At 37.7% G+C, this 13,800-nt stretch carries 15 protein-coding genes; all 15 read right to left on the reverse strand.

The window, feature by feature from the left end; all coding sequences use genetic code 11:
• Window positions 1-6: 6 nt before the first annotated feature.
• On the reverse strand, window positions 7-864 hold the full coding sequence (gene ylqF, locus AC4HCY_RS13395) for a ribosome biogenesis GTPase YlqF (protein ID WP_491094401.1): 858 nt from the start codon (window positions 862-864) through the stop codon (window positions 7-9).
• 224 nt (window positions 865-1,088) lie between these two features.
• Complete coding sequence (gene rplS / locus AC4HCY_RS13400) at window positions 1,089-1,430, reverse strand: 50S ribosomal protein L19 (RefSeq protein ID WP_323430269.1); 342 nt, start codon at window positions 1,428-1,430, stop codon at window positions 1,089-1,091.
• Between the two features lie 107 nt (window positions 1,431-1,537).
• Window positions 1,538-2,275, reverse strand: coding sequence for a tRNA (guanosine(37)-N1)-methyltransferase TrmD (gene trmD, locus AC4HCY_RS13405; protein WP_323430270.1), 738 nt, complete (start codon window positions 2,273-2,275; stop codon window positions 1,538-1,540).
• Window positions 2,276-2,779 (reverse strand): ribosome maturation factor RimM, encoded by a 504-nt coding sequence (gene rimM / locus AC4HCY_RS13410; RefSeq protein WP_323430271.1) that lies wholly within the window; start codon window positions 2,777-2,779, stop codon window positions 2,276-2,278. It lies immediately after the preceding gene.
• Between the two features lie 50 nt (window positions 2,780-2,829).
• Entirely contained in the window at window positions 2,830-3,057 is a 228-nt protein-coding gene (locus AC4HCY_RS13415; RefSeq protein WP_323430272.1) for a KH domain-containing protein, read from the reverse strand.
• A gap of 21 nt (window positions 3,058-3,078) precedes the next feature.
• Window positions 3,079-3,324, reverse strand: coding sequence for a 30S ribosomal protein S16 (rpsP, locus tag AC4HCY_RS13420; RefSeq protein WP_255225537.1), 246 nt, complete (start codon window positions 3,322-3,324; stop codon window positions 3,079-3,081).
• A 57-nt stretch (window positions 3,325-3,381) separates the two neighbouring features.
• Window positions 3,382-4,722: a signal recognition particle protein gene (gene ffh / locus AC4HCY_RS13425; protein WP_323430273.1), complete on the reverse strand. Its 1,341-nt coding sequence runs from the start codon at window positions 4,720-4,722 to the stop codon at window positions 3,382-3,384.
• 19 nt (window positions 4,723-4,741) lie between these two features.
• On the reverse strand, window positions 4,742-5,098 hold the full coding sequence (gene ylxM, locus AC4HCY_RS13430) for a YlxM family DNA-binding protein (protein ID WP_491094402.1): 357 nt from the start codon (window positions 5,096-5,098) through the stop codon (window positions 4,742-4,744).
• A gap of 83 nt (window positions 5,099-5,181) precedes the next feature.
• A complete protein-coding gene (gene ftsY, locus AC4HCY_RS13435) occupies window positions 5,182-6,141 on the reverse strand; it encodes a signal recognition particle-docking protein FtsY (RefSeq protein WP_442916618.1) in 960 nt (319 codons plus the stop codon).
• A 146-nt stretch (window positions 6,142-6,287) separates the two neighbouring features.
• The gene (gene smc, locus AC4HCY_RS13440; protein ID WP_491094403.1) at window positions 6,288-9,851 is read right to left on the reverse strand and encodes a chromosome segregation protein SMC; all 3,564 of its coding nucleotides are present in this window, start codon (window positions 9,849-9,851) and stop codon (window positions 6,288-6,290) included.
• A gap of 218 nt (window positions 9,852-10,069) precedes the next feature.
• Window positions 10,070-10,330 (reverse strand): stage V sporulation protein S, encoded by a 261-nt coding sequence (locus AC4HCY_RS13445; protein WP_073026275.1) that lies wholly within the window; start codon window positions 10,328-10,330, stop codon window positions 10,070-10,072.
• A gap of 76 nt (window positions 10,331-10,406) precedes the next feature.
• Window positions 10,407-11,483, reverse strand: a complete 1,077-nt coding sequence (locus AC4HCY_RS13450; RefSeq protein WP_323430276.1) for an elongator complex protein 3 — start codon at window positions 11,481-11,483, stop codon at window positions 10,407-10,409.
• Window positions 11,476-12,186, reverse strand: coding sequence for a ribonuclease III (rnc, locus tag AC4HCY_RS13455; protein ID WP_323430277.1), 711 nt, complete (start codon window positions 12,184-12,186; stop codon window positions 11,476-11,478). The genes AC4HCY_RS13450 and rnc overlap by 8 nt, the downstream gene beginning before the upstream one ends.
• 58 nt (window positions 12,187-12,244) lie before the next feature.
• Window positions 12,245-13,486: a beta-ketoacyl-ACP synthase II gene (gene fabF, locus AC4HCY_RS13460; protein WP_323430278.1), complete on the reverse strand. Its 1,242-nt coding sequence runs from the start codon at window positions 13,484-13,486 to the stop codon at window positions 12,245-12,247.
• 54 nt (window positions 13,487-13,540) lie between these two features.
• Window positions 13,541-13,768 carry an acyl carrier protein gene (gene acpP, locus AC4HCY_RS13465; RefSeq protein WP_323430279.1) on the reverse strand — a complete coding sequence of 76 codons (228 nt, stop codon included), beginning with the start codon at window positions 13,766-13,768 and terminating at the stop codon, window positions 13,541-13,543.
• Window positions 13,769-13,800: the final 32 nt, after the last annotated feature.

Raw genomic sequence — 13,800 nt, forward strand, 5'->3', positions numbered from 1 at the left:
TTACTTTTAGAAGGTATCCTTTGGCTTCTCCAAGGTTATTAAACCGATTCTGCCGCTTCTGAAATCATCTAAGATTAACGAAGCAGTTCTGTTTATATCAACCTTATCGCCTGGCAGGATACATCCTCTTTTCCTCCCAATAATATTCATGATCGATTCTACATCGGCATCCTGATCAAGCTCTATATTATACCTCTTATACAATTTATCGGGAAATTCATTCAATGCCTTTAATATAAATTTCTTTGACAGCCCTTCAACATCCAGTATTTCGTCCTTAATAGCCCCTGTGAGAGCAAGGTGCAGTCCGACTGTCTCATCGTCAAATTTAGGCCATAATATGCCCGGGGTATCCAAAAGCTCAAAATCATTATTGATCCTAATCCATTGCTTTGCTTTGGTTATACCCGGCTTGTCACCTGTTTGAGCGATGCTTCTGTTAGCTAATTTGTTTATCAGGGTAGATTTGCCTACATTAGGTATACCTATGACAAGCGCTCTGATAGTTTTATGAAGCAAGCCTTTTTTCCTCAGCTTTTCATGCTCATCCTTCATAAGTTTTTTACTCTCGCTCAGTATATCTTTAAGTCCTGTTCCCTTATTGGAATTTGTCAATATTGCTGTAACTCCTCTTTGCGCAAAGTGCTTCTTCCACATGTTATTAAGCTCAGGATCAGCCATGTCGCTTTTATTAAGCACGATTATTCTTTTTTTATTTCCTACAATATTATCTACTTCAGGATTTCTGCTGCTTACAGGTATTCTGGCATCTATAAGCTCAATGACTATGTCGACCAATTTTAATTCTTCCGCAATCTTTCTTCGAGCTTTAGCCATATGACCCGGGTACCATTGAATATTCACGCTAATCACCTACATTATTAGTTTTCTAGGAGACGGAAACTACTGAAAGACACAAAAACTTCACAAAATATCACTGAAGGGTTGATAATATTAAGCTTATATGTAATATACGAATGCTAAATAAAAGGGCTTTCCGTGATTTTTCGTGAAAAATTTAGTGCCTTTTAGTGTTCCCCATTTCCCAAAGCAAAAAATAAAGGCTGATATATCAATCAGCCCCTCTATTACAAAACTTCCTTAATTTTTGCTGCCTTACCTACTCTTTGTCTCATATAATTAAGCTTGGCTCTTCTAACTTTACCTCTTCTTACAACTTCAATTCTATCAATTCTAGGCGAGTGAATCGGGAAAGTTCTTTCAACGCCTACTCCGTAAGCAACCCTTCTTACTGTGAAGTTTTCTGTCAAGCCTCCGCCCTGTTTCTTAAGCACAAAGCCTTCAAAAGCCTGCAATCTCTCACGTGAGCCCTCTACAACCTTAACGAAAACTTTAACGGTATCACCAACATTAAAGTCAGGTATATTTTGTTTCATTTGTTCGCTTTCAATCAATTTTATCAAATCCATGGTGTCCCTCCTTCCCTCATAGACGTTCATATGCTCAGATAGCGGACCGCCCGTTATAACATTGAAATTATATCATATGGATAGGTTATATGCAACAAGATTAAGATTTATTTTTCTTCCTCAATGATCTGATCCAGCATCTTTTTTTCTTCTTTAGTTAAAGCAGATACATTTAAAAGGTCTGGCCTTTTAATGTAAGTATCCTTTAGTGACTGATATTTTCTCCATTTTTCTATGTTTTCATGATGCCCTGAAAGGAGTACATCAGGGACCTTCATCTCTTTATACTCTACAGGCCTGGTGTATTGCGGATATTCCAGCAGTCCATTGCTAAAGGTCTCGATATTGTATGAATCCTCTTCTTTTAATACTCCCGGCAACAATCTGGCGACAGCATCTACAACGGCCATAGCTGCTATTTCTCCGCCCGTTAATATGAAATCCCCTATAGAAATTTCTTCATCTACCAAGCCTTGAACAACTCTTTCATCTATACCTTCATAATGGCCGCATATGATGATTATGTTATCATGCCGCAGAAGCTCTTTGGCCTTATTTTGGGAAAATGTCCTTCCTTTCGGACTCATAAGCAATATATGAGGCCTATCCTTCAGCATTTTGCTTATTTCCTCCACTGCTGAAAATATGGGCTGGCATTGCATCACCATCCCAAGTCCGCCTCCATAAGGATAATCATCTACCCTTTTATGCTTATCTTGAGAATAATCCCTTAAATTATGAAAATTTAAGTCTACCGCACCATTCTTTCTAGCTCTGCCTATTATACTGGTTCCTAAAACGGCTTCGAACATTTCTGGAAAGAGGGTGATCACATCAAATCTCATCTATACCAAACCTTCCGGCAATTCAACAATTATCTTTTTACTTTCAAAGTCTATGTTTTTAAATATACTTTTCAAGCCTGGTATCAAAACCTCTTTGTCTTCAGATCTCACAACAAACACATCATTGCTGCCGGTCTGTATTATATCTGCTACATTTCCAAGATAAACACCAGTTGCTGTAAATACCTGAAGCCCGATTAAATCACAAATCAAAAACGTATCCTCAGGCAGCTTCACAGCATCTTTTCTATGAACTTTAATATATCTGTTCCTCAATTTTTCTGCAGATTCAGCATCATCGATATTTTCAAACTTGATTATAACCATGTTCTTCAAATATTTTACATCGGTTACATCAAGAGCTATTAAATCATTATTTTCTTCAATATATACCGAATCTATCCTGTCAAACCTCCGGATGTCATCCGTCAGCGGATAAACCTTCACTTCACCTCTGAGGCCATGGGTGTTTACAATTTGACCAATGCTTATATATTCTAACATAATCTCACCTGTAATAGATTATAATATGGAGGTTGCAATTAGCCCCCATATTATAATATTTCTACTATCACTTTTTTATCCGTTTTGGCTGCTGCTGATTTTACAACAGTCCTTATAGCCTTTGCTATTCTGCCTTGCTTTCCAATCACTTTTCCCATATCTTCGGGAGCAACTGTCAACTCTATAATGATTGATCTGTCCCCTTCGATCTCTTTAACCTTAACTTCGTCAGGTTTATCGACCAAGGCCTTTGCGATTACTTCAATCAAATCTTTCAAGCTCAACACTCCCAATTGATTTTATTCTATTATTCCTGTTTTCTTCAACAGTGTCTTTACAGTGTCTGAGGGCTGTGCTCCGGTTGCTAACCACTTTTTAGCTTTTTCAGCATCGATCTTTATCACAGATGGTTCTGTTATTGGGTTATAGTAACCTATTTCTTCAATAAACTTGCCATCTCTTGGGGATCTTGAATCAGCAACTACAACTCTGTAAAAAGGTGCCTTTTTGGCTCCCATTCTTCTAAGTCTTATTTTTACTGCCATTTTTTCACCTCCTTTTAAGTATGTATTGTATTAACTGATAACGATTGCTAAGATTTCTTATCTAAAGAAAGGAAGTTTCTTTTTACCCTTCTTAATATCTTTTTCCATGTCAGCAAACTGCTTCATCATCTTTCGCGTTTGCTCAAAATTCTTGATCACCTTGTTTACATCCTGGATGTTGGTGCCGCTTCCCAGGGCGATCCGCTTTCTTCTGCTGCCATTTATTATAGATGGTTCAAGCCGTTCTTTTCTGGTCATAGATTTTATAATTGCTTCCACTCTCACAAGCTCTTTATCATCGACTTCCATTCCCTTTAACTTGCCTGCATTCATCCCCGGTATCATGTCTACCAATTGGCTTAGCGGCCCCATCTTTTTCATCTGCTGCAGCTGATCCAAAAAATCCTCAAAGCTAAATTGCTGGCTTCTTATTTTCTTCTCCAGTTCCAAGGCTTTCTTCTCATCTATATTTGACTGGGCTTTTTCAATAAGGCTCAACACATCACCCATGCCCAGTATTCTGGATGCCATCCTGTCCGGATGAAAAGGTTCCAGATCAGACATCTTTTCGCCCATTCCGGCATATTTTATGGGCTTGCCTGTAACGGCTTTTATGGATAAAGCGGCTCCACCTCTAGTGTCTCCATCAAGCTTGGTAAGTATTATTCCATCCAACCCAAGTTTTTGATTAAAGCTTTCCGCCACATTTACCGCATCCTGGCCTGTCATAGAGTCGACCACAAGCATAATCTCCGTTGGTCTTATATTATTCTTTATCTCCAGCAGCTCATCCATGAGCTCTTCATTGATATGAAGCCTTCCCGCAGTATCTATTATCAGCACATCATTGCCCGATTTGGATGCGTGTTCTATGGCAGCTTTGCATATATCAACCGGCTTTGTTTTATCGCCAAGAGAAAACACATCTGCCTCCACCTGTCCTGCCACTACATGAAGCTGCTTTATTGCGGCCGGCCTGTAAATATCGCATGCCACAAGCAGGGGTTTCTTACCTTGTTTTTTCATGTTTAAAGCAAGCTTGCCGCAGGTAGTTGTTTTACCGGCTCCCTGCAGCCCTGTCATCATGATGATGGTAGGCGGCTTTGGGGAAAAAATTATTTTGCTTTGAGTACTCCCCATAAGCTGAGTGAGCTCATCATTAACAATTTTGATCACCTGCTGTCCGGGAGTAAGGCTTTCCATTACCTCATGGCCTACAGCCCGCTCAGTTACTCTTGAAACAAAGTCCTTTACAACCTTAAAGTTTACATCGGCTTCCAAGAGAGCCATCTTAACTTCTCGCATAGCTTCTTTTACATCTTTTTCATTTAATTTACCGCTGCCTCTAAGTTTTTTCAGTGTTTCTTGCAGTCTATTAGCCAAACCTTCAAAAGCCATTCAATCGCCTCCCGGAAGTTTATTCCAGCCTCTCAATAAAGCTTTTAATATTTTTTATTCTGTCCTTTATTTTCGATATATCGTCTTGCTCTGCATCTACTATTTCGTCCAGCATTAAGCTTACTTTTGCCAATATGGATTTTTGCTGGAGGAATTTCTCCACCAATCTTAATCTGGCTTCATACTCCTCTAAAGTTGTCTCTGCCCTTTTTAAAGCATCATACACGCCCTGCCTGCTGATGCTTATTTGCTCTGATATCTCGCTTAAAGAAAGATCATCCGAATAGTACATCTCTACAATATCTCTTTGTTTATCCGTCAATAATTGACCATAAAAATCAAACAGCAATGTTTTTTGTACTATATCCTCTATCATTCTATACACCCCAAAATACCAATGTAAAGGTTAAAGCCTTTACATTGGTATTTTAAATCAAATAAGTCCCTGTGTCAACAAAATTATTCGGAAAATAAGGCATTGGCGAAATCTACCGGATCAAAGTCCTGCAAATCGTCAATTTTTTCTCCGACGCCTACAAGCCTTACGGGGATATTGAGTTCCGATTTAATCGCTATAACTATGCCTCCCTTTGCAGTTCCATCTAACTTTGTCAATACAATTCCGGTGATATCAGCGGCCTCTTTAAATACTTTTGCCTGTACAATAGCATTTTGGCCTGTTGTAGCATCCAGCACCAGGTATACTTCTCTATGTGCTTCCGGATATTCCCTGTCAATAATCCTGAATATCTTCTTTAGTTCTTCCATAAGATTCTTTTTATTATGCAATCTGCCTGCAGTATCGCATATTATCACATCTGTTTTCCTCGACTTTGCAGCGCTTATAGCATCATATATTATTGCTGCAGGGTCCGCACCCTCCTGATGCTTTATAATATCAACGCCTACCCTGTTGCTCCATACTTCAAGCTGCTCTATAGCCGCTGCTCTAAATGTGTCTGCAGCTGCTATCAATACTTTTTTGCCTGCCTTCTTATACCTGTTGGCAATTTTCCCTACTGAAGTAGTCTTTCCAACCCCGTTTACACCTATAACGACTATTATCTGAGGATACGCATTGCTTAAAGGCTCAGCATTCTCAGACATAAGCTTAAGAACCTCCTGCTTAAGCAATTCAATCACTGCCTTAGGATCATTTACTTTTTCCTCTTTTATCTTTTTTCTGATCCCATCCAGCAGTTTCATGGTGGTTTCCACCCCTACATCAGAAGTAATCAATATTTCCTCCAGCTCATCAAATAAATCCTCATCTATGGTCTTAAAGCTGTTTACGACAGAATTCAACCTGTCTGTAATGTTTTTTCTTGTTTTAAATAAGCCGTCCTTCAATTTTTTGAAAAAAGAAGGGTTATTTTCGGCCGGTTCTTCTTCAGCCTCTCCCATATCTTCAATAATCATTTTTTCAATTTTTTCATCTTTCAAGTATTCCTCATCTTCCGATATTTCAACTTCAGCTTCATTTATGCCGTCATTCTTTGTATCTTTATCTTTTTTAAAAAGCTTTTTAAAAAAATCTGCCATGCTGAATCCCTCCTAAATAATATCTAGCTAACTTTATCCTCAAATTTCACCGATAAGAGCTTGGAAGTGCCTGTATCTTCCATTGTCACTCCATATAGGCAATCCGCGGCTTCCATGCTGCCTTTTCTATGAGTGATTATTATAAACTGAGTAGAAAACTCCTTCAAAAATGCTGCATATCTGTCTACGTTGGCATCATCCAATGCTGAGTCTATTTCATCCAACACACAGAAGGGAGCAGGCTTCATCTTAAGTATTGCAAATAACAGGGCAATTGCTGTCAATGCTCTCTCTCCGCCAGACAGAAGCATGAGATTTTGCAGCTTTTTATTTGGAGGCTTGGCAACTATTTCAATGTCTGAACCCAACACATCCTCACTATCTGTCAAAACTATCTCTGCCATACCGCCGCCAAACAATTTGATAAACACTTCATTAAAATTGATATTAATTTTATTGAATTCTTCGAGAAATTGCTTCTTCATGTACTGTGTTATATCATCTATTACATTTATCAGAGAGTCCTTCGCCCTTATCAAATCTTCCAATTGCTTTTTCAGAAAATCATGCCTTTCGCTTAAACTTTCATATTCTTCAACTGCGTTTACATTTATTGTGCCGAGAGCTCGTATTTCCTCCTTCAGCTCATCACATTTTTTAGCAGTTTTACTAAGGTTTATACCATCTATTTTGAGCTCCAGTGCTTTTCTATAGCTCATTTCATACACATCCAGCAGTCTGAACTCCAAGCCTTCTATGTCCATCTCAACTTTAACTTTCTGCATCTCAATCCTATGCATACTATTTTGAACATTATTCAAATCTTGCTGCAGCTGCTTTAGATTTGTTTCCATATCATCAAAGTATTGAACTTTGCTGTTTTTAACCTTTTCAAGAGCTTCCAGTTCATTTTGCTTGTTGATATGCTTTGCAGCAGTTTCTTCAATGTTCCGCCTGTTCTCATCGCTCTTTGTGCTCAAGGCTGTCAAATCATTTTTTGCATTATCAATTTCATTAAATATTTCCTTGATTTTTAAATCGTATTCCTCCAAAGTCTTATTGTTTCTATATATGTTTTGTTCAAAGGAAGATATTTGTTGTTTTAACTCAGCTTCCTTGATTTTTAAAGAAGTGATATAACTATAAAAATCTTGGCTTTGCTCTTTTTTAATTTTTAAGTCTTCCTGTAATATTATTATTTCTTTCTCAAAGCCGGATATTTCATTTTTGATGCACTCCAATTCCTGTTCCAAAGTTTTCTGGCCTTCTGATACTTTTATCTTTTCTGCTTCCAGCTCGCCCAGCTCTTTTTCATTTATTGAAATCTTGCTTTTTATAATGTCCAAATCATTGTTCAGCATTGTGAGCCTATTTTTCTTATTGTTCATTTCCAGTTCAAAGCTATGAAGGCTTTCTGTAAGATGATTTATTTCATTTTCATATACAGTCAACTCATCTTTGTTCTTTTCAACCTTTCTTCCGGTTTCATCTAATTCCTGGAGAATTTTTGAGTAGTCTGCTTTAAGATCAACGATTTGACTTTTTCTCGTCAGAATATTGGATGCATAAGACCCTACGCTGCCACCTGTAATAGCGCCTCCCGGGCTTATTAATTCACCCTCCAAAGTAACAATCCTGAATTCATAATTAGAAGCTTTAGCCAGCTTTATTGCAGTATTCATATCATCCACTATAACAATTCTGCCTAAAAGGTGATATATTATATTTTTGTATTCTTCTTCGTATTTGACCATATCGGCAGCGATGCCCAGAACCCCCGGCATTTCCAGCTTTTTCTTTTCAAATTGATTAAAGCTTCTTCCCTTGATCGAGCTGATTGGCAAAAAAGTAGCTCTCCCAAGCTTATTCTTTTTTAAAAACTCGATGAGCAGCTTTGCATCTTCTTCCTTTTCAGTGATAATATTTTGCACCGATGAGCCTAGTGCGATTTCAATAGCTACTGAATAATCTGCATTTACCGATATGATCTCACCGATTACTCCACGAAAACCGGATACTCTCTTCTTAATATCCTCATGCTGCATCAAAATAGTCTTTATAGTTTTATTGTATCCTCCATAATCCCTTTCCATTTCTTCCAAAAGCTTTAGTCTGGATGCAGTATTATCTTTTTTAGATCTGATCTCCGCATAATTTTCTTCAAGCTCTTTAAGCATACGAAACTTATTTTCTTTTTTATCCGCCAGTTCTCTTCTTTTTTCAATGGCAGCTGTTATATTGCTTTGTATTTCGGATATCTCAAGATTGTTTTTATCCAAGACTGAAAGCTTATCCTCATATTGACCAGCGAGCAATGCATTATCAATGCTCAGCTGATTTAATCTGCTTTCTATGCTGTTTTTTATAGACGTCAGGCCATTTGCACTGCTTTTTTTATCAGAAAAATTGTTTATCAGCTTAATGTGAACGCCTTTGACTTCCTCAATTTTATTTTCCGAATCATCTATTGAAGAATATTTACCTTTATATTCTTCCTCCTTTGAACTTATCTCTTGTCTCAATTCTTCTGCTTGTTTCTTTATGGATTCAAGCATAGCTTTATTTTTTTCTAATTCAAGTATAGTATTTTCTTTTTGAATTCCCAGGCTATCTGTATCCCTATTAAGCTTTTTCAATGTAACATTAATAAATGATGTCTTTTCTGACAGCAGCCTTCCTTCACCTTGGTATTTTTCTTTGAGGTTCATCAAACCATATATCTCTTCATTTATGGTTTGAATTTTAGACTCAACCTCCTTGATCAACAGCTTAAGCGCATCCTTATCTTGATTATGCTTGCTTATCTCTGCCTCTTTGTCATCTTGTGATTTTCCCAATTGCTCTAATTCAACAATATAGTCTCTTTGCTTGTCCTTATTTTTTTCTATGCTATTTACTATTAAATTTATTTCCAGAGCCTTCAGCTCCTCCATAAGCTTAATATACTTCTTGGCTACCTCAGCCTGCTGGCCCAATGGCTCCAATTGATTGTTTATTTCATTTATGATATCTTCCAGCCGGACAATATTTTTTTCCGTTTGTTCAAGCTTCTTTTCTGATTCTGCCTTTCTGTGCTTATATTTAGTTATGCCCGCAGCTTCTTCAAAAATAATTCTTCTTCCATCAGATCTGTTGCTCAAAATATCATCTATTCTTCCTTGTCCTATAATGGAATAGCCCTCTTTTCCCATTCCTGTATCCATAAGCATTTCAACTATATCCTTAAGCCTGCATTGGGTTTTATTAATATAATATTCACTTTCCCCGGAACGATACATCCTTCTGGTTATACTGATATCATTGAAATCCATGTCTATCTCTCTGCAGGAATTATCCAGTACAAGGGTTACTTCCGCAAAACCCGAAGCCTTCTTTTTATCGCTGCCTGCAAAGATAACATCTTCCATCTTGCTTCCCCTCAGAATCTTTACGCTTTGTTCACCGATTACCCACCTGATAGCATCCGCAATATTGCTTTTACCGCTTCCATTCGGCCCAACAATAGCGTTTATGCCTTCAGTCAAATTCAGCTGAATTCTATCTGAGAAGGATTTAAAACCATTGATCTCTAGTTCTTTAAGATACATATCAACACTCCGTTGCAGTAAAATTAATCTGTTGTGATAGCTGATAACGATTACAGAGCTCCGAAGCTAAGACTTTGTAAACTCCTTCTCAAAGCAATCTTTTATCAGCTATCATAACAAGTAAAATTAATATCCTTATTCTAACATATGTTCTAATGGTTGAAAAGCTAAAGCCTATTGCAATTTTGCAACAGGCTTTAGCTTTTATAGCTCATAGGTTATCTCGGTTCTATAATAAACTTTATTGCTGTCCTATCTTCACCGTCAATTTGTATCTCAGAAAAGGCAGGTATTACAACCAGATCAATGCCGTTTGGTGCTACAAAGCCTCTAGTAATTGCAATTGCCTTAACTGCTTGATTTACAGCTCCTGCTCCAACGGCTTGAACCTCAGCTGTAGCTCTTTCTCTGAGCACTGCCGCCAAAGCGCCTGCAACAGATTTAGGTTGTGATTGAGCAGATACCTTTAGTACTTCCATAATCAGATACCCCCTGTAAATAAACATTGAAAATATTGCGATTGATTATATATTCTATATTTGGTTGATAATTCCTTCAAAATTTCAACCCATGATAGAAAGTATTTTTGGACAATATTACTGTTTTTTCGCCACTTATCGTCATTATGGAACCAATATCAAGACCGGTATCCTCTTTAAAGGTCACCGCTTTATGCCTATATAATTTTTTTACATATTCATAGTTTGCTCTTTTCTGACCCATAACTGTTGAAAGGTCTTTGGGATTACAAAAAATCTGTATCTGATCCATGGTATCTGCTTTAACGTGATTTAATAGATGAACAATCATATCTTTAAATATTTCCGCTTCTACAAGCTGTCGCATTGAAGGGTGATAGGGGCCTGCGACTACATTATCTCCCATTTTCAAATCATCCGTAGGCTGAAGTCCTATTCTGATAACCCTTATACCTGATTTTTCAAGATAAATGAGCATTTTTTTTGAAATATTTATTGCTTCTTCTAAAGTCAAAGGCTCATACGAGCCATGCTTATACATTTCTTCCATATAGGTATCCTTTATAACCAAAGCGGGATAAATTCTGGCTATATGGGGTTTCAATTCCACAATTTTTCTTGCAGTCTCTATAGCCTTGTACTCAGTGTCATACGGCAATCCAATCATCAATTGGGCGCCTACAACAAAGCCTTCTTTCTTCAATAACTTTATAGCATTTATGGCATCTTCAGCAGTATGGCCTCTTTTGGCCGTACTCAAAACTTCACTGTCCATAGATTGAATGCCAAGCTCTACTATATTCGCTCCATATTTTTTTAAATTATCAAGAATATCTTTATTAATATAGTCAGGTCTGGTGGAAAGCCTTATTGAATGAATCTTGCCTTCGTTGAGATATCTATTTGCCAAAGATAAGAATTTATCTTGATCGTCTCTCGGTATGGCGGTAAAGCTGCCGCCAAAAAAAGCTACTTCTATGATTGCTTTATCAGAGTCTATTGTTTTAAGGTATTTTTCAATGATCATCTCTGCATCCTTATCTGTCATATCATTTAATTGACCGGTAATCTTTTTCTGATTGCAGAAAATACAATCATGGGGGCATCCGCGGTGAGGTATAAAGATAGGGATTATATAATGCTTCTTACTCATTCTTTATACCCAGAGAACTCATCGCAGCCTTTGCTGCAGACTGCTGAGCATCCTTCTTACTCTTTCCTACCCCTTGGCCTACAGGCTTATCGTCCAAGTATAAAGCTATCTGAAACTCTTTAGAGTGATCCGGACCTTTTTCAGACAACAGCCTATATTCGATTGTCCCCAAATTATTCTTTTGTACATGTTCTTGAAGAAAGGATTTATAGTCATTGAAAATCCTATTTTTTATGGATGATTCTATAATATCTTTCATAAAGGATAGCACAAATACTTCAGCTCTTTGTATGCCTCCATCCAAATAAATTGCTGCTATTAAAGCTTCTACTGCATCAGCCAATATGGAAGCCCTTTTCCTGCCGCCGGTATTCTCTTCTCCCTTGCTAAGAAAGATATATTCACCTATCTTTATATTCCTTGCAGTAATAAAAAGAGATTTCTCGCATACGATATTTGCTCTTATTCTAGTCATTTGGCCTTCTGACATATCTTTTAAATTATTAAAAAGATAAAAGCTTATTATCATGGAGAGGACCGAATCTCCCAGGAATTCCAATCTCTCATTATACTGATAATTGCTGTCGTGGCTGTGTACATAAGAACTGTGTGTGAGAGCGGTATTTAAAAGCTTTATATCTGAAAACTTATACTTTATGATATCTTCAAACTCACAAAGAGATCTTAAACGTTTATCATCCATAATATTTGCCCGTGTCCTTTCAAAACCTATTATAATTTATCCGATTATAGTATAGCACCTATTCATATTTTTTCAATATAACCGAAGCATTATGCCCTCCAAAGCCAAGGGAGTTCGACATGGCATAATTTATTTCAGCCGTTACGGCTTTATTAGGCACATAATTCAAATCACAATTTTCATCTTTTGCTTCATAATTTATTGTAGGAGGAATTACTCCTTCGTTTATCGCCATCAGGCATACTATGGCCTCTACACCTCCGGCAGCGCCCAATAGATGGCCGGTCATGGATTTTGTTGAGCTGATAAGCACTTTATATGCATTATCCCCCATAAGCCTTTTTATTGCCATGGTTTCAAATTTATCATTTAATTCTGTTGATGTGCCATGAGCGTTTATATAATCGATTTTATCAGGGTTTATTCCTGCATCCTGCACAGCCTTTTTCATAGCCTTATATGCACCTTCCCCTTCCGGTGCAGGTGCGGTTATATGATATGCATCTGCTGTAGAGCCATAGCCTGCTACTTCCCCATATATTCTGGCGCCCCTTCTTAATGCATGCTCTAGATCCTCCAGGATGAGTATTCCCGCACCTTCCCCCATAACAAATCCGTCTCTGTCCTTATCAAAAGGCCTTGAAGCTCGTTTTGGCTCCTCATTTCTCTCGGACAAAGCTTTCATGGAACAAAAACCTGCAATGGCCATAGGGGTTATGGAGGCCTCGGTTCCCCCTGTAATCATGATATCGGCATCATCTCGCTGAATGATCTTGAAGGCTTCACCAATGGCATTGGTTGCCGATGCGCAAGCGGTAACAACAGTCATATTCGGACCCTTGGCGTTAAAGGTCATGGATATATATCCTGCGCCGATATTAGATATCATCATGGGAATAAAAAAGGGACTGACCCTGCCTGGTCCTTTCTCCATCATAACCTTATACTGGTTTTCCAGCGTTTCTAAACCGCCTATGCCCGAGCCTATGCATACTCCAAATCTATCCTCATCTATTGCATTTAAATCTAAGGAAGCATCATCAACAGCCATTTTCGAAGCAGCAACTGCAAATTGTGTGTATCGGTCCATTCTTTTAGCTTCCTTTTTATCAATAAACTCTACAGGATCAAAGGCTTTAACTTCTGCAGCAATTTTTGCCGATAATCCTTCGGTATCAAATTTGGTTATTATATCAACACCGGATTGTCCTTCTTTTAAGCTCGTAAAAAAATTATCTTTACCGATACCTATTGGAGAAATTACTCCTATACCTGTTATTACAACTCTTTTCTTATTCAATGCTTTCCTCTCCTTATCAAAAAAAAGAAGTCCCGAATTTCGGGACAAACTTTATTATTGGTTGTTCTTTATGTAGTCAACTACATCGCCTACTGTAACAAGCTTTTCTGCTTCCTCATCAGGTATCTCTATATCAAATTCTTCTTCAAGAGCCATAAGCAATTCAACTATATCAAGTGAATCAGCCCCTAAATCTTCAATGAAGGAAGACTCCATTGTTATATCCTCAGAATCTATGCTGAGCTGTTCAGCAATCTTTTCTTGTACTTTCTCAAAAATCATAAGTCTCACCTCCCTTCAGAGATTATATTATG

This window comes from Lutispora sp. QWL-02 (assembly GCF_058315355.1).